The sequence below is a fragment of the Pantoea sp. Morm genome, from assembly GCF_016643525.1.
Classification (GTDB): Bacteria; Pseudomonadota; Gammaproteobacteria; order Enterobacterales; family Enterobacteriaceae; genus Pantoea; species Pantoea dispersa.
The window spans coordinates 1-17324 of sequence record NZ_VOQX01000001.1; the positions used below are offsets into that span (position 1 = coordinate 1).

Here is a 17324-nt window from a genome sequence, read left to right on the forward strand (position 1 = left end):
TCTTGCCTTGCGTGGCTGGACGCTCTGGTGGATGTGGCGACGTCACTGGCGACACGACAGCTGGTTCACTGTTTGAATAAGCGAAGCGTAACCTACAGATTATTCTGTATTTTTTTGCGTAATCCTATCTGGCTACTATAATTATCTCAAACGGCGCAATTGAGTAGCGCGTTGTGTGGGTGATTACCTGATTTATCAGGAGATCATCACATCTCACTCAGGATGATGTGGAGGATTATGATGAACAAAGACGAAGCGAGCGGTAACTGGAAGCAGTTTAAAGGAAAAATGAAAGAGAAGTGGGGCAAGCTGACGGATGACGATATGACGGTCATTGAAGGTAAGCGCGATCAGCTTGTCGGTAAAATTCAGGAACGCTACGGCTACGCGAAAGACCAGGCCGAAAGCGAAGTGAAAGACTGGGAAAGTCACAATAAAGATTACCGCTGGTAACCGGAATTAAGGAAGATGCTCCTACCCCGCCGATCACCCGTCGGCAAGGCACAAGGAAGTGCCACTCACCCTTTTCTCACTCTCTTTTTCGTATCAATCTCATGATCGTGATCGCAGCTATCGTGATGATTACACGCTGCGACTTCTGCGCAGTTTTCACACAAACCATGGGCTTCAATAACCGTGTGGCGCAGTGAGAATCCGGCCTGATCGGCCAATCCCGAAATAATCTTTTCTACGCCGTGTGCGTGTTTTTCACTGACTGCCGCACAACCATCACACACCAGCATCACCGAAGTATGCGCAGGCTCATCGAAATGGTGGCAAACCACATAGCTGTTATTTGATTCAACACGATGAATAAAACCCTGCTCCAGCAGAAAATCCAACGCGCGGTAAATGGTCGGCGGTTTAGCCTGCGGCTCGCTGATGCGGAGTTGATCCAGCAGATCGTAAGCACTGATCGAACCATTCTGCTCAGCCATTAAACGCAACACTTCAGCGCGTTGAGTGGTCAGGCGCACGCCGCGGTCAAGGCAAAGGGATTCTGCCTGAGTAAGCAGTTGTGCGGGCGTGAGGTTTGACATAAGTGTTCTCCAGGTTGCAGGCGATGTTATTTTATCACACAAACTTTTACCCTGCTGTGATTGCTTTTTACCCGGTTAAAGACCAGGAAAAATCCTGCTAATCAATAAATTAACTTAACCTTCCTGTTGTGCTGATAAAACTGCTCATTTCAGACCCTCTATGAGATCAGTCATATAGCGTAATTATCACGCTATTTTTGCTTTGCAACTCACCGGGTTAGCGTCTAAGGTTCAAAAGGTCTTAAGTAATATCTGGCATCAATTTAGGCTTTGTTCATTTTTCTGCATAACTAAACAGCAGAATGGTGTGGTTGCATCCAATTCTGCGAACAGCAGTGCTATTTCCTTTTAATTCACAGCAATGATGCGTTAGCCAGGGTTCAGAATAGCGGCTAACTAAACTGTTTCGTTTCTGAGTTATTCAGCGACATTTCAAAGGTGATGGCAGGCTCATGGTGAAGACATTATTCAGGCACAAAAAATTAGCTTATCTTGTTGGTTTGAATGCAGTATTTCTTTCTTCTTCAGCTCTGGCAGCAGGTACATGGTATGACGCGCGTAACGATGCCATGGGTGGCACCGGCGTTGCTTCGTCAACCTGGAGTTCAGCGGTGCTGGCTAACCCGGCATTGATGACCAAAGCCAAACCTGAAGATAACGTCAGCGTCATATTCCCTTCAGCCGGTGTGCAGGTTACCGACAAAGACAAATTAATTAACAAAGTTGATGACATTACCGACAGTGTCGATCGCTATAAACAACTGATTGATGATTTCGACTTTGCTGATTATCTCAGAGGTTACCCGGAGCTTAAGGCTGCGGCAGGGGATATGGCCAATCAGCTTCAAGATTTAAAAGGAAATAAAGCGAACGGTACTGCGGGAGTCGCTTTTGCCGTCACTGTTCCAAACGATACGCTGCCCTTTGCCTTTATTACAAAAGCCTACGGTACAGCACATGTGCGCGCCAATGTGGTTGATAGCGACATCACCTATCTGCGTGGTGTGGCGGATGGGAGCATCACGCCAAGGCCGGGCGATCAGGATAACCTGCGTTCGAGCGGCAATGGCCTTGCGGCGTTAGTCACCGATTATGGCGTCTCCGTTGCACATGAATTTGATGTCGCTGGCCATCCGGTTTCCGTGGGTGTGACGCCAAAGCTGCAAAAAACCTGGCTGTATAACTACACCGCCAGTATTTATAACTTTGATAAAAGTGATATCAACAACAGCCAATACCGCAGTTCCGATACTGGCTTCAACATTGATGCAGGCATCGCGACCGACTTTGGTGAGCATTGGACGTTGGGTGTGACAGGGCAGAACCTGATCTCACGCGACATCGACACCAAAACAGTGGAAGGCTACCGCGATACCTATCAAATCCGTCCGCTGGTCACGTCAGGTCTGGCCTGGAACTACGGCGCGTTCACCCTGGCAGGCGATGTTGATTTGACGCAAACCAAGCGTTTCAAATCGGAAGAAAGCAGCCAATATGCGGGAGTGGGTGCGGAATATCGGGTGCTGGATTGGTTAGCACTGCGCGCGGGTTATCGTGCGGATATGAAATCAAACGATACCAATGTGTTTACCGCAGGTCTGGGCGTTTCACCGTTTAACAATACCGTGCATTTGGATCTCGCTGGTTCAGTGGGTGACGATAATACCTGGGGCGGCATGCTGCAGCTCGGCTTTAACTTCTAAAACTCACAATAACGGGCGGCTGTGTCGCCCGTTATTGCTGTGGTATCATTGCGCAGTTTCTCATCACTCACTAACTCCGGATTTACTGCGTTTCATGACCGATACTTTCTCTTCGCAACGTTTTTCTATCGCTCCGATGCTGGACTGGACCGATCGCCACTGCCGTTATTTTCACCGTAAGCTGAGCGGCGATACGCTGTTGTATACCGAAATGGTGACCACGGGCGCCATTATTCACGGCAAAGGCGATTATCTGGCTTACAGCGAAGAGGAGCATCCGCTGGCGCTGCAGTTGGGCGGCAGCGATCCGGCAGCCCTGGCGCAATGTGCGAAGCTGGCGGAAGCGCGCGGTTACGACGAGATTAACCTTAACGTCGGTTGCCCATCCGATCGCGTGCAGAATGGGCGCTTTGGTGCCTGTCTGATGGCTGACGCCGCGCTGGTCGCCGATTGCATTAAAGCGATGCGCGATGTGGTCAGTATTCCGGTGACGGTGAAAACCCGTATCGGAATTGATGAGCAGGACAGCTACGCATTTCTGTGTGATTTCATTGGTACGGTGGCCAATAAGGGCAACTGCGAGACCTTTATTATCCATGCGCGTAAGGCATGGCTTTCTGGTTTAAGCCCGAAAGAGAACCGTGAGATTCCGCCGCTGGATTATCCGCGTGTCTATCAGCTGAAGCGTGATTTTCCGGCGCTGACCATGGCGATTAACGGCGGCATCAAGACGCTGGAAGAAGCGAAAGCGCATTTGCAGCATATGGATGGTGTGATGATGGGCCGTGAAGCGTATCAGAACCCCGGCATCCTGGCGCAAGTGGATCGTGAACTGTTCGGCCGCGATACGCCGTCTGTCGATCCGGTCGCGGTGGTGCGTGCGATGTACCCTTACATCGAAGCGGAGCTGAGCAAAGGCACCTACCTGGGGCACGTTACACGCCATATGCTGGGCCTGTTCCAGGGCATTCCTGGTGCGCGCCAGTGGCGTCGTCATTTAAGTGAGAATGCCCATAAGCCGGGTGCAGATGTACGGGTGCTGGAAGCGGCACTGGCGCTGGTCGCGGATAAGATTCCACAGGAAGCCTGATTGTAGGTGAGTCGGGAAAGGCAAGAGTGCTTGCCTTTCTCGTCCCTTAAGAGGGGCATCGCTGTAGTTAGTGCGGTTTAAAATGCGCCAATTTTTAGTGTATTTCATCACTACTGAAAACCCTCTCCCAATATAATGTCCTGATTTTCAATGCATTAAGTATCTCTTCACTTTGGCACGCATCTTGTAATGCACTCTGTGTTACTTACACAGGAGAGCCTTCGTGGAAATTTTATTTGTTATCGGCTTTTTTCTGATGCTGTTGCTGACTGGCGTTTCACTGCTGGGTGTTATCGCTGCATTGGTTGTTGCCACCGTTGTGATGTTCCTCGGCGGGTTATTCGCGCTTGTTATCAAGTTGTTACCGTGGCTGGTGTTGGCGGTGGTCGCCGTGTGGCTTTATCGCGCTTTTACGACACCGAGCGGTGAAGTGAAATTGAACAGACTGAAAAGAAAAATCAGTAAGTTAGAGCGGCGTGGTTGGCGCTAAATGCGGGAGCGATCACAGAGTCGGTAATTGCTTAGTACGAATCTGCAATTAAACATATTTTTTACTTATGTTTTCTGTCAGGATGCGTAAAGTAATTCAAAACGAATTCATCGCCGCTGACCCTACACCAGCGCGAACTATAAAAAGAAAGAAAAAAGGGCTTCCTTCGGGAAGCCCTTAACTTTTTAGGGAATCAGCAAGCTAGAGCCCTGCGTGGCACGGCTCTCAAGAACCTGATGCGCGCACACCGCATCGCTCAAAGCAAATTTTTGTTCATCCGGTATCTTCAACTGAATCGCACGACTGGCAATTAACGAGAACAACTCGTTGCTGGCGTTATCCAGTTCCTGACGATTGGTAATGTAACCAAACAGCGAAGGGCGTGTGACAAACAGCGAACCTTTCTTGTTCAGAATCCCAAGATCAACGCCGGTGACGGGGCCCGAGGCATTACCAAAACTCACCATTAAGCCATGACGACGCAGGCTATCGAGAGAAGGTTCCCAGGTATCTTTCCCCACCGAGTCATACACCACCGCGACCTTTTCTCCGTCAGTCAATTCACTGACGCGCTGAGCGATATTCTCTTCGCGATAGTTAATGGTCGCCCAGGCACCGGCATTTTTTGCAATCTGCGCTTTTTCGGCGGAGCCCACGGTACCAATCAGATGCGCGCCCAGCGCTTTAGCCCACTGACAGGCAATCAGTCCCACGCCGCCCGCTGCGGCATGGAACAGGAATATTTCATCGGCTTTCACTTTGTAGGTCTGACGCAGCAAATACTGCACGGTTAAGCCTTTCAAAAACGAGGCTGCACCTTGTTCAAAGCTTATGCTCTCCGGCAGGATCACCAGACGATCTTCCGCCACGTTATGCACTTCGCTATAGGCACCCAGCGCGGCCTGGCAATAGACGACGCGGTCACCGGGCTTAAAGCGCGTTACGCCTGAGCCAACACGCTTCACCACGCCTGCGGCCTCTATGCCCAGCCCGGATGGGAAAGCCGCCACCGGATAGAGCCCGCTGCGCACATAGGTGTCGATATAGTTGATGCCAATCGCCTTGTTTTCGACCTGAACTTCATGTTCGGCGGGATCGGCCAGCTCGAAATCGACCCATTGCAATACCTCCGGGCCACCGTGTTGGTTGAACTGAATACGCTTTGCCATTCTGACTCCTGTGATTGTTCATCCTGGGACGGTATACTTGCGCGTCCCTTTCACGATCGGTAATGCATTCACTATGGCAGGAAATAAACCCACCAACAAATCGAACGAACCCCGCGATCGGCAGCTCGAAGGCGTGAAAATGCCGCCGCACTCTCTCGAAGCGGAGCAGTCGGTGCTCGGTGGGTTGATGCTGGATAACGAACGCTGGGATAACGTCTCCGAGCGCGTGGTCGCGGAAGACTTCTTCAACCGTTCGCACCGCATGATTTTCTCTGAAATGCAGCGCCTGCTGGAAGCCGGTCAGCCCATTGATCTGATCACCCTGTCAGAGTCGCTGGAAACGCGCGGTGAGCTGGAGATGGCGGGCGGCTTTGCCTATCTGGCCGAGCTGGCAAAAAATACCCCAAGTGCGGCGAACCTCGGCGCTTACGCTGACATCGTGCGTGAACGTGCGGTAGTGCGTGAGATGATTTCGGTGGCTAACCAGATCGCTGATGCCGGTTACGATCCGCAGGGCCGCAGCAGCGAAGAGCTGCTGGATTTCGCTGAATCCAACGTCTTTAAAATTGCCGAACAGCGCGCCAATAAGGATGAAGGCCCGCAAAATATCGAGCAGATTCTCGAAGCGACGGTATCGCGCATTGAAGCGCTGGTGTCAACGCCGCACGATGGCGTGACTGGCGTCGATACCGGCTATCAGGATCTCAACAAGAAAACCGCCGGTCTGCAGGGTTCAGATCTGATCATTGTCGCGGCGCGTCCGTCGATGGGTAAAACCACTTTCGCCATGAACCTGTGCGAAAACGCCGCCATGCTGACAGACAAACCGGTGCTGATTTTCAGTCTTGAGATGCCCAGCGAACAGCTGATGATGCGTATGCTGGCCTCGCTGTCGCGCGTTGATCAGACGCGTATCCGTACCGGTCAGCTGGAGGATGAAGACTGGGCGCGCATCTCGGCCACCATGGGCATCCTGTTAGAAAAGAAGAACATGTTCATCGATGACTCGTCCGGCCTGACGCCTACCGAAGTGCGTTCACGCGCGCGCCGCGTGTTCCGTGAAAACGGCGGCCTGAGCATGATCATGATCGACTACCTGCAGCTGATGCGCGTACCGGCGCTCTCTGACAACCGTACGCTGGAGATCGCCGAGATCTCACGCTCGCTTAAAGCGCTGGCGAAAGAGCTTAATGTACCGGTGGTGGCGCTGTCGCAGCTTAACCGCTCGCTGGAGCAGCGCGCCGATAAGCGTCCGGTTAACTCGGATCTGCGTGAATCGGGCTCGATCGAGCAGGATGCGGACCTGATCATGTTCATCTATCGTGACGAGGTATATCACGAAAACAGCGATCTGAAAGGCATCGCCGAGATCATCATCGGTAAACAGCGTAACGGTCCGATCGGCACAGTACGTCTGACGTTCAACGGCCAGTGGTCACGCTTTGATAACTACGCCGGACCGCAATACGACGACGAATAATCGCGCTTCCACAGTTGCATGCACGATTTGTGCATGCATTTCACGTCATCAGAAAATAGTGTTGGACAACCTCGTCAATTATCAGGTTATCTGTAGCAAAGCGAATCCTATAACGCTGTGGACACAGAATGACTCAGGTAGACGATTACGACCTTAAGATACTGACACTACTACAATCTAACGGCCGCCTTACCAACCAGGAACTCAGTGATTTAGTCGGACTTTCGGCGTCGCAATGTTCACGCCGGCGCATTAATCTCGAACAGGCAAATCTCATTCTCGGCTATCACGCACGGCTCTCGCCGGACGCGGTAGGGCTGGGCATGGTCGGCTTGATCGAGGTGCGACTGAAAAATCACACGCCCGATTACGAAGAGAGTTTTCACCGCATGGTGGAGCAGGAAGCGGCGATTGTCGACGCGTTCAAAACCACCGGCGACGCCGACTATCTGTTAAAAGTCGCGGTGGCCGATTTAGCGGCGCTGAGCGCGCTGATCAGTCAGCTCGTCGCTGGCCATCAAAGCGTGGCGCACGTGAAAACCTCGGTGGTACTCAATCGTTTAAAAGAGAACGGTTTGATGATGATCCCCGAGCACAAAGTGCGCCAAAAGAGTGCATGATGTGCCAGTGTGGTGCAGATTTCTGCCATTTTTCGCGTAAAGCGCGCACCAGAAACCGAATTTGTGCATGAATCGATTATTTTACGGCAGATTGATGCACATAAACCTGCAATAAAGCGCCTTAGTTATCAATTGGATAATCGCTGGCACCCATCGGCGGCGACAGGAAGCCGCCGATGTGGTGCGTTTTTTGCAAATGAACGCCATCATTTGCAAAGAGATCGCGCCATGGATAACGCTGTACAATCTTCCCGCATTCCCCACACCCGTACAGAAGATGCGCTGGCTATCGTGCTTGGCACGCTGATGGTGTCGTTTGGCGTCATTATGCTGAAACAGGCGGGCGCGCTGACCGGCGGTACGGCGGGCGTGGCTTTTCTCATTAGCTACCTGTCGCCGCTCTCGTTCGGCAGCGCCTTCTTTCTGATTAACCTGCCGTTTTACTGGCTGGCCATTCGTCGCATGGGCTGGGAATTTACCCTGAAAACCTTCTGTGCGGTGGGGCTGGTATCGCTGTTCACCCATTTGCACCCGCTGTTTATCCATTTTTCTGCGCTAAATCCGTTTTATGCGACATTGTTCGGTAACGTGGTGATGGGGATTGGGTTTATAGTGTTGTTTCGTCACAAAGCCAGCCTCGGTGGTATCAATATTCTGGCGCTCTGGCTGCAGGATCGCTCTGGTCTGCGCGCCGGCAAACTGCAAATGGCGCTGGATACCTGTGTGGTACTGGCCTCGCTTTTTGTGGTATCGCTGCCGATGCTGCTGGCCTCCATCGCCGGCGCGGTGATGCTCAATCTCATCATCGCCATGAATCACCGTCCCGGCCGCTATTTTGTTTGATGACGTCGACCCACACATTTATGAATAATCATGGAGATCTGCACCGTGTTTCAAAACGTTGATGCCTATGCTGGCGATCCGATTCTGTCGCTGATGGAAACCTTCAAACAGGACCCGCGTGACCACAAGGTGAATCTGAGCATCGGCCTCTATTACAACGAAGCCGGCATCATTCCTCAGCTGCAGGCGGTGGCCGCCGCGGAAGAGCGTTTGCAGGCGCAGCCACATCAGGCTTCGCTCTATCTGCCAATGGAAGGATTGGGTCCGTACCGTAACGCCATTGCGCCGCTGCTGTTTGGTAAAGAGCACCCGATGCTGCAGGCGGGGCGCATTGCTTCCATCCAGACGCTGGGCGGATCCGGCGCGCTGAAAGTGGGCGCAGATTTCCTGAAGCGTTACTTCCCGGACGCCAGCGTATGGGTCAGCGATCCGACATGGGAAAACCATGTGGCGATCTTTAACGGTGCCGGTTTTAACGTTAACACCTACCCGTGGTACGACGACGCCACCAACGGCGTGAAGTTCGATGCCTTCATCGCCAAACTGAAAACGCTGCCGAAGCAATCCATCGTGTTGCTGCATCCGTGCTGCCACAACCCGACCGGTGCGGATCTGACCAACGCGCAGTGGGATCAAACCGTTGAGGTCCTGAAAGCGCAGGAGCTGATTCCGTTCCTCGATATCGCCTACCAGGGCTTTGGTGCCGGTATGGAAGAGGACGCTTACGCGATTCGCGTGATTGCCGCGGCGGGCCTGCCGGCGCTCGTGAGCAACTCCTTCTCGAAAATCTTCTCGCTGTACGGTGAGCGCGTTGGCGGGCTGTCGATTGTCTGCGACAGCGCAGAAGAGTCGGCACGCGTGCTGGGTCAGCTGAAAGCGACCGTACGTCGCAACTACTCCAGCCCGCCGAACTTCGGTGCTCAGGTGGTTTCCTGCGTGCTGAACGACGAAGCGCTGCTCAACAACTGGCTGGCGGAGGTGGAAGCGATGCGCCTGCGCATCATCGAAATGCGCCAGGTGCTGGTCAATGTGCTGAACAGTAAACTGCCCGGCAAAAACTTTGATTATCTGCTGAAGCAGCGCGGCATGTTCAGCTACACCGGCCTGAGCGCACAGCAGGTGGACCGCCTGCGCGAAGAGTTCGGCGTGTACCTGATCGCCAGCGGCCGCATGTGTGTCGCCGGTCTCAACAGCCGCAACGTCAATCAGGTGGCTGAGGCGTTTGCTGCCGTAATGTAATTGACGCGATGCCTGTCAGCCGCGCGGCTGGCAGGCATTCGTTCAGCCATCCACGCATTGTCTGTTCCCGCTGTACCTTCTGCCGCCCCCCCCCGCTTTTCCACGCTTCTCTTTGCCAGCCATGCTGGCTGGCGACCGCATTCCGCATGGCTATAACACCTTAACCCCGGGTAATCGGGACGGGTCTTGTGTGTTCCTGTTAGTGAGGGCGCTATTTTTTGCCGGCGCGCTTTGGCGCACTGCCAGAGCGCTCGCCAATCACAATAAGGAACCGCCCATGAGCTATTTCCCTTCCGCACTGAAACCCCTCTGCATTGCCATGACGCTGGCGCTCGCACTGCCTGCTGCGGCCGTTGAGCTGACGCGTGATAACGGCGCGCCGGTCGGCGATAACCAGAATTCACAAACTGCCGGCGCCAATGGCCCGGTGCTGTTACAGGACGTGCAGCTGATTCAAAAGCTGCAGCGCTTTGATCGTGAACGTATTCCGGAACGTGTGGTGCACGCGCGTGGCACCGGCGCGCACGGTGAATTTCGCGCCAGCAAAGATATCAGCGATCTGACTATCGCTGAGGTGTTTAAACCGGGAACGGTGACGCCGGTCTTCGTGCGCTTCTCCAGCGTGGTGCACAGCAAGCATTCGCCGGAAACGCTGCGCGATCCGCGTGGTTTTGCCACCAAATTCTATACCAGCCAGGGCAACTGGGATCTGGTGGGCAACAACCTGCCGGTGTTCTTCATCCGCGATGCGATCAAGTTCCCTGATATGGTGCACGCGTTTAAACCGGATCCGCGCACTAACCTCGATAACGATGCGCGCACCTTCGATTTCTTCTCCCACGTACCGGAAGCCACGCACGCGCTCACCATGCTGTTCTCCAACATGGGCACGCCGGCGACCTATCGCGAAATGGACGGTAACAGCGTGCACGCCTACAAGTTTGTGAACAGCCAGGGCGAAGTGCACTACGTGAAGTTTCACTGGAAAACGTTACAGGGCGAACGCAACCTCGATCCGGCTGAATCGGCAGCGATCCAGGGGCGCAGCTACAGCCACATGACAGAAGATCTGGTGGCGGCGATTAACCGCAAAGCGTTTCCGAAGTGGGATCTTTACATTCAGACCATTAAAGCCAGCGAAGTGGATAAGTTCGATTTCAATCCGCTCGACTCCACCAAAATCTGGCCGAACGTGCCCGAGGTGAAAGTCGGGCAGATGGTGCTGAATCGCAACGTCGACAACTTCTTCCAGCAAACCGAGCAGGTGGCGATGGCCCCGTCCAACCTGGTGCCGGGCATTGAGCCGTCTGAAGATCGCCTGCTGCAGGGCCGCCTGTTCTCCTATGCTGATACCCAGCTGTACCGCGTGGGCACTAACGGCCTTAGCCTGCCGGTGAATGCGCCGCGCGTACCGGTCAGCAACGGCAATCAGGATGGCATGATGGACAGCGGTAATGCTGATGACAAGGGCGTCAATTATCAGCCCAGCCGCATCTATCCGCGTGAAGAGCTGCAAAGCGCGCGTTACAGCCATACGCCGCTTAGCGGCAGTACGCAGCAGGCGATGATCGCCAAACCGCAGAATTTCCGCCAGGCAGGGGAGCTGTATCGTTCCTTTAACGCGAAAGAGCGGGGCGCTCTGATCACCTCGCTCGGTAGCGCGCTGAAAAGCGCCGACGCGCAAAGCCGGCTGGCGATGCTCTCGTTCTTTTATAAGGCCGATAGCGAGTACGGCACGCGTCTGGCGGCGGTAACGCAGGACGATATCACCACGGTAAAAGCGCTGGCTGACAAGCTGAGCGACTGATGTGCCGGCGGCAGAGCAAGCGCTCTGCCGCTTTTTCCCGCTGAAGGGTTTACCTTTCGCCGACATGCTGCACACTTAAGTAAACGGTTTAACCCAGGAATGTGGCATGTGGCAGCAACAAACTCTCACGCTGAGCGCGAAGGCGCGCGGCTTTCATCTGATCACCGACGAAATTGTCGGCCAGCTTAAGGGCTTAACGGACCTGCGCATCGGCCAGCTGCATCTGCTGTTGCAGCACACCTCAGCGTCGCTGACGCTCAATGAAAATTGCGATCCTACGGTGCGCAGCGACATGGAGCAGCACTTTCTGCGGCATGTTCCAGAGGATGCGCCCTACCAGCACGACTATGAAGGCGCTGACGACATGCCGGCGCACATTAAATCGTCACTGCTTGGCGTATCGCTGCTGATCCCGGTCAGCCGCGGCAAACTGCTGCTCGGCACCTGGCAGGGGATCTGGCTGGGCGAACATCGGGTACACGGCGGCGCGCGGCGCATCGTCGCCACCTTACAAGGGGAATAAAACATGAACACGTCGGATTTACTGACCTACTGCATGAGCAAACCGGGCGCTTCACAAAGTTATAAAGATGAGTGGGACGCAACCCAGGTGAAAAGCGATGGCGTGCTGTTTGCCATGGTGCATGACGTTGAAGGGCGACCGGCGTTGTCGCTGAAAACCTCGCCCGCGCTGGCGGAATTATTGCGCGATGAACACCACGATGTGTTTCCCAGTGAACATCTCAATAAGTCGCACTGGAGCACGCTGTGGCTGGATGGATCGCTGAAGGATTCGCAGATTTACTATCTGGTTGATGCATCGTGGCAACAGGCTGACGCCACGCGCGCGGCGGGCGTCAGCCATGATGATGAGACGCGCTGATTAAGCCGCAGACTCTTCACGCAGGGTGTTGATATCAATCACGAAGCGATACTTCACGTCGCTTTTCAGCATGCGCTCGTAGGCGTCGTTGATTTGGTTCATGGCGATCAGCTCGATATCCGAAGTGATGCCGTGCTTGCCGCAGAAATCCAGCATCTCCTGGGTTTCGGCGATACCGCCAATTAGTGAACCGGCAATGCTGCGACGCTTGAGGATCAGGTTAAATACCTGTGGCGCCGGGTGATCGTGCTCCGGCGCGCCGACCAGCGTCATGTTGCCGTCGCGCTTCAGCAGGGCGATAAACGGGTTGAGATCGTGCTGCGCGGCGACGGTATTTAAGATGAAGTCGAAGCTGTTGGCGTGCTGCGCCATCTGGTCAGCATCTTTCGAAATCACCACTTCGTCAGCGCCGAGGCGTTTGCCATCTTCAATTTTTGACGGTGAGGTAGTGAACAGCACCACGTGCGCGCCCATCGCATGCGCGATCTTCACGCCCATATGGCCGAGGCCGCCCAGACCAACGATACCAACTTTTTTGCCGGGACCGACATTCCAGTGACGCAGCGGGGAATAGGTGGTGATACCGGCGCACAGCAGCGGCGCAACGCCCGCCAGATCGAGGTTTTCCGGTACGCGCAGCACAAAGCTTTCATCAACCACCATGCTGGTGGAGTAGCCGCCGTAGGTGATGGCGCCGGTTTCACGATCCTGGCCGTTGTAAGTGCCAACAAAGCCGTTTTCACAGTACTGCTCGAGTCCTTCCTGACAGCTTGGGCAGCTGCGGCAGGAGTCGACCATACAGCCGACGCCGACTAAATCGCCCACTTTATATTTGTGCGTGTGCGCGCCAACGGCGGTGACGCGACCCACGATTTCATGGCCTGGCACCACCGGGAATACGGTGTTGCGCCATTCGTTGCGCGCCTGGTGCAGGTCCGAGTGGCAGACGCCACAGTACAACACTTCAATCTGCACATCATGAGCGCGCAGTTCGCGCGGCTTATAATCGAACGGGGCGAGTTTGGCTTTCGCGTCCTGTGCGGCATAGGCATGCGTAATATTCATGGTGTCTCCAGTCAGATGTGTCGTGAGTATTTTTTGCGAGGGGTCCGTTCAGTGATGACACTGAAGGACAGAGGCGCGTCAGCGGCGCCAAAAGGAACGCAGTAAGAATAGTCAGCGGGACGCGATGCGTATATGCCTGAAGTTGTCTGTTTCTTGCCTGTTTCTGCATTTGCTAAGGCATTCAGACAATAGCACCGGCTGGTAAGCAACCGGAGCGGTGAGCCGTGGCGAGATCAGAAAAAACGCGCCGCAACAGCGGGTGCGGCGCGTTAAACCTACTTTTTCAGCATCGGCTTGAGGAAGCGTGCAGTATGCGATTTTTCGCACTGTGCAACGGTTTCCGGCGTGCCGGCCACCAGAATTTCACCGCCGCCGCTGCCGCCTTCCGGACCGAGATCGACAATCCAGTCAGCGGTTTTGATCACGTCAAGGTTGTGCTCAATCACCACGATGGTATTGCCCTGATCGCGCAGCTGATGCAGTACTTCCAGCAGCTGCTGGATGTCGGCAAAATGCAGGCCGGTGGTCGGTTCATCGAGAATGTACAGCGTCTGACCGGTACCGCGCTTCGACAGCTCACGCGCCAGCTTAACGCGCTGCGCTTCACCGCCGGACAGCGTGGTTGCCGACTGGCCAAGACGAATATACGACAGGCCGACATCAATCAGCGTCTGCAGCTTACGCGCCAGTGCAGGTACCGCATCAAAGAACTCACGCGCCTCTTCGATGGTCATCTCCAGCACTTCGTGAATGCTCTTGCCTTTGTATTTAATCTCCAGCGTTTCGCGGTTATAGCGTTTGCCTTTGCACTGATCGCACGGTACATAAATGTCCGGCAGGAAGTGCATTTCGACCTTGATTACGCCGTCGCCCTGACAGGCTTCACAGCGGCCGCCGCGCACGTTAAAGCTGAAGCGGCCCGGATTGTAGCCGCGCGAACGCGCTTCCGGCACGCCGGCAAACAGTTCACGCACCGGGGTAAAAATCCCGGTGTAAGTGGCCGGGTTTGAGCGCGGCGTCCGGCCGATCGGGCTCTGATCGATGTCGATCACTTTATCGAAGTGCTCCAGCCCGGCGATCTCGCGATACGGCGCAGCTTCACCGCTGGTAGCACCATTCAACTGGCGCTGCGCAATCGGGAACAGCGTATCGTTAATCAGCGTTGATTTGCCGGAACCGGACACGCCGGTGATACAGGTAAACAGCCCAACCGGAACCGTCAGCGTGACATCCTTCAGGTTATTACCGCGTGCGCCGCTCAGTTTCAGTACTTTGGACGGATCGCCTTTCACCCGCTCTGCCGGCACCGCGATTTCACGCTTGCCACTGAGGAACTGACCGGTGAGAGAATCTTCGTGCGCCATGATGGCATGCACATCGCCCTCGGCTACCACCTGGCCGCCGTGCACGCCAGCGCCCGGACCGATATCAATAATATGGTCAGCGGCGCGAATCGCGTCTTCATCATGCTCAACCACGATCACGGTATTACCGAGATCGCGCAGGTGAATCAGCGTCGACAGCAGGCGCTCGTTGTCGCGCTGATGCAGACCGATGGACGGTTCATCCAGTACGTACATGACGCCAACCAGACCGGCACCAATCTGGCTCGCCAGACGAATACGCTGTGCTTCACCGCCGGACAGCGTTTCCGCTGAACGCGACATCGACAGATAATTCAGGCCGACGTTGACCAGGAAGCTCAGACGGTCGCCAATTTCCTTCAGCACTTTCTCGGCGATTTTGGCGCGCTGGCCGCTCAGCTTCAGATTGCGGAAGAAGTCCATGGCGTGGCCGATGCTCATATCCGAGATGGTCGGCAGGTTGGTATCTTCCACGAACACATGGCGCGCTTCACGACGCAGGCGCGTCCCTTCGCAGCTGGCGCAGGCGCGGTTGCTGATAAACTTCGCCAGCTCTTCGCGCACCGCGTTGGATTCCGTCTCTTTGTAGCGGCGCTCCATGTTATGCAGCACGCCTTCGAACGGATGACGACGCACCGAGGTATCGCCGCGATCGTTGATATATTTGAACTCAATGTTCTCTTTGCCGGAGCCGTACAGAATCACTTCGCGCGCTTTCTCGCTCAGGCTATTGAACGGCGCTTCGACATCGAAATCCAGATGTTCCGCCAGCGAGCGCAGCATCTGGAAATAGTAGAAGTTACGGCGATCCCAGCCGCGAATGGCGCCACCGGCCAGCGACAGCTCCGGATTTTGTACCACGCGATCGGGATCGAAATATTGCTGAACGCCGAGGCCGTCACAGGTCGGGCAGGCACCGGCCGGGTTATTGAACGAGAACAGGCGCGGCTCCAGCTCACGCATGCTGTAACCGCACACCGGGCAGGCAAAATTGGCCGAGAACAGCATCTCTTCGGTATCGGGATCGTCCATATCCGCGACGATCGCCGTGCCGCCACTCAGTTCCAGCGTCGTTTCAAAGGATTCGGCCAGACGGGTCGCCAGATCGTCACGCACGCGGAAACGATCGATCACCACCTCAATGGTGTGTTTCTTCTGCAGCTCCAGCTTGGGTGGATCCGACAAATCGCACACTTCGCCATCGATACGTGCGCGGATGTAGCCCTGCGCCGCCAGATTTTCCAGCGTTTTGGTGTGCTCGCCTTTGCGATCTTTTACCACCGGCGCCAGCAGCATCAGGCGCCGCCCCTCTTCCTGCGCCAGGACCTGATCGACCATCTGACTGACAGTTTGTGCCGCCAGCGTGACGTTATGATCCGGACAGCGCGGCTCACCCACGCGGGCAAACAGCAGACGCAGATAGTCATGAATTTCAGTGATGGTGCCGACGGTCGAGCGCGGGTTGTGCGACGTCGATTTCTGCTCAATGGAAATGGCAGGCGACAGCCCCTCAATGTGGTCTACGTCCGGTTTCTCCATTAAGGAAAGAAACTGGCGCGCATAGGCAGAAAGCGATTCAACATAGCGGCGCTGGCCTTCGGCATACAGCGTATCAAACGCCAGCGAAGACTTACCGGAACCCGACAGACCGGTCACTACAATGAGCTTGTCGCGTGGGATGATCAGGTTGATATTCTTCAAATTATGGGTGCGAGCACCGCGGACTTCAATCTTATCCATTCACCTTTCCCGGATTAGGCAACGCTCGCCATGCCTTGCCAGCACGACCAGCAGAAACGCATCATTATGGCACAAAAAATAAACTGAATAAATATCCAGTGTTTTTGCTATCCTGTCACGGTCGAAAAACTGGAATCCCGCTCGAAAGTGGGAAGCGTCATTGTGACGTGATACAATTTTTCGCTTAGACTTTTAGCATTAACTCATCGGGAGACAGCAACATGGCCAGTCGTGGCGTAAACAAAGTGATTCTTGTCGGGAATCTGGGTCAGGATCCGGAAGTGCGCTACATGCCGAATGGTGGCGCGGTAGCCAACATTACGCTGGCCACGTCAGAGAGCTGGCGCGACAAGCAAACCGGTGAAAACAAAGAGATCACCGAGTGGCACCGCGTCGTGCTGTTCGGCAAGCTGGCTGAAGTCGCCGGCGAATATCTGCGTAAAGGTTCGCAGGTCTACATTGAAGGCCAGCTGCGCACCCGTAAATGGCAGGACCAGAGCGGTCAGGACAAATACACCACCGAAGTGGTCGTGAACGTGGGCGGCACCATGCAGATGCTGGGTGGTCGTCAGCAGGGCGGCAACGGCGGTGGCGCACCGATGGGCGGCCAGGGCGGCGGCAACAATAACGGCTGGGGCCAGCCGCAGCAGCCACAGGGTGGGGGCAACCAGTTCAGCGGCGGCGCGCAGCAGCGTCCACAGCAGCAGAGCGCACCGGCGAACAACGAACCACCAATGGATTTCGACGACGATATCCCGTTCTGATTGGCGTACCGATCCACGCATTATCCA

16 protein-coding genes are annotated in these 17324 nt (G+C 55.0%); 12 read left to right on the forward strand and 4 right to left on the reverse strand.

The window, feature by feature from the left end; genetic code table 11:
* Positions 1-240 precede the first annotated feature (240 nt).
* The gene (locus tag FT726_RS00005; protein ID WP_034826959.1) at positions 241-453 is read left to right on the forward strand and encodes a CsbD family protein; all 213 of its coding nucleotides are present in this window, start codon (positions 241-243) and stop codon (positions 451-453) included.
* 65 nt (positions 454-518) lie between these two features.
* On the opposite strand, the gene zur is transcribed toward FT726_RS00005, so the two are convergent.
* Positions 519-1040 (reverse strand): zinc uptake transcriptional repressor Zur, encoded by a 522-nt coding sequence (gene zur, locus FT726_RS00010; protein ID WP_034826958.1) that lies wholly within the window; start codon positions 1038-1040, stop codon positions 519-521.
* Positions 1041-1492: 452 nt separating this feature from the next.
* Here zur and traF point away from each other — a divergent pair, with 452 nt between their 5' ends.
* From traF to pspG, 3 genes are all read left to right on the forward strand, one after another.
* On the forward strand, positions 1493-2743 hold the full coding sequence (gene traF / locus FT726_RS00015; RefSeq protein ID WP_346302283.1) for a conjugal transfer protein TraF: 1251 nt from the start codon (positions 1493-1495) through the stop codon (positions 2741-2743).
* A gap of 94 nt (positions 2744-2837) precedes the next feature.
* A complete protein-coding gene (dusA, locus tag FT726_RS00020) occupies positions 2838-3833 on the forward strand; it encodes a tRNA dihydrouridine(20/20a) synthase DusA (RefSeq protein WP_346302284.1) in 996 nt (331 codons plus the stop codon).
* A 223-nt stretch (positions 3834-4056) separates the two neighbouring features.
* Positions 4057-4323, forward strand: coding sequence for an envelope stress response protein PspG (gene pspG / locus FT726_RS00025; protein WP_034826939.1), 267 nt, complete (start codon positions 4057-4059; stop codon positions 4321-4323).
* Positions 4324-4508: 185 nt separating this feature from the next.
* On the opposite strand, the gene FT726_RS00030 is transcribed toward pspG, so the two are convergent.
* Entirely contained in the window at positions 4509-5492 is a 984-nt protein-coding gene (locus FT726_RS00030) for a quinone oxidoreductase (protein WP_346302285.1), read from the reverse strand.
* 73 nt (positions 5493-5565) lie between these two features.
* On the opposite strand from FT726_RS00030, the gene dnaB reads away from it, so the two are divergent.
* The 7 genes from dnaB to FT726_RS00065 all read left to right on the forward strand — a co-directional run bounded on the left by dnaB (position 5566) and on the right by FT726_RS00065 (position 12364).
* Positions 5566-6972: a replicative DNA helicase gene (gene dnaB / locus FT726_RS00035; RefSeq protein WP_021507851.1), complete on the forward strand. Its 1407-nt coding sequence runs from the start codon at positions 5566-5568 to the stop codon at positions 6970-6972.
* A 128-nt stretch (positions 6973-7100) separates the two neighbouring features.
* Positions 7101-7592 carry an Lrp/AsnC family transcriptional regulator gene (locus FT726_RS00040; protein ID WP_058757562.1) on the forward strand — a complete coding sequence of 164 codons (492 nt, stop codon included), beginning with the start codon at positions 7101-7103 and terminating at the stop codon, positions 7590-7592.
* 228 nt (positions 7593-7820) lie between these two features.
* A complete protein-coding gene (locus FT726_RS00045) occupies positions 7821-8435 on the forward strand; it encodes a YitT family protein (RefSeq protein WP_288425018.1) in 615 nt (204 codons plus the stop codon).
* Between the two features lie 45 nt (positions 8436-8480).
* Entirely contained in the window at positions 8481-9674 is a 1194-nt protein-coding gene (locus FT726_RS00050) for an amino acid aminotransferase (RefSeq protein WP_031279758.1), read from the forward strand.
* A 319-nt stretch (positions 9675-9993) separates the two neighbouring features.
* The gene (locus tag FT726_RS00055; protein ID WP_407075047.1) at positions 9994-11481 is read left to right on the forward strand and encodes a catalase; all 1488 of its coding nucleotides are present in this window, start codon (positions 9994-9996) and stop codon (positions 11479-11481) included.
* 106 nt (positions 11482-11587) lie between these two features.
* Entirely contained in the window at positions 11588-12004 is a 417-nt protein-coding gene (locus FT726_RS00060) for a secondary thiamine-phosphate synthase enzyme YjbQ (RefSeq protein ID WP_211726529.1), read from the forward strand.
* A gap of 3 nt (positions 12005-12007) precedes the next feature.
* Positions 12008-12364 carry an MmcQ/YjbR family DNA-binding protein gene (locus tag FT726_RS00065; protein ID WP_021507845.1) on the forward strand — a complete coding sequence of 119 codons (357 nt, stop codon included), beginning with the start codon at positions 12008-12010 and terminating at the stop codon, positions 12362-12364.
* Here FT726_RS00065 and FT726_RS00070 read toward each other — a convergent pair whose 3' ends face one another.
* Together FT726_RS00070 and uvrA are read right to left on the reverse strand one after the other, a co-directional pair.
* Positions 12365-13429, reverse strand: coding sequence for an NAD(P)-dependent alcohol dehydrogenase (locus tag FT726_RS00070; RefSeq protein WP_104187843.1), 1065 nt, complete (start codon positions 13427-13429; stop codon positions 12365-12367). It lies immediately after the preceding gene.
* 275 nt (positions 13430-13704) lie between these two features.
* Positions 13705-16533: an excinuclease ABC subunit UvrA gene (gene uvrA, locus FT726_RS00075; protein WP_150059149.1), complete on the reverse strand. Its 2829-nt coding sequence runs from the start codon at positions 16531-16533 to the stop codon at positions 13705-13707.
* 221 nt (positions 16534-16754) lie between these two features.
* Between uvrA and ssb1 the strand changes: the two genes are divergently transcribed.
* Positions 16755-17297, forward strand: a complete 543-nt coding sequence (gene ssb1 / locus FT726_RS00080; protein WP_021507842.1) for a single-stranded DNA-binding protein SSB1 — start codon at positions 16755-16757, stop codon at positions 17295-17297.
* Positions 17298-17324: the final 27 nt, after the last annotated feature.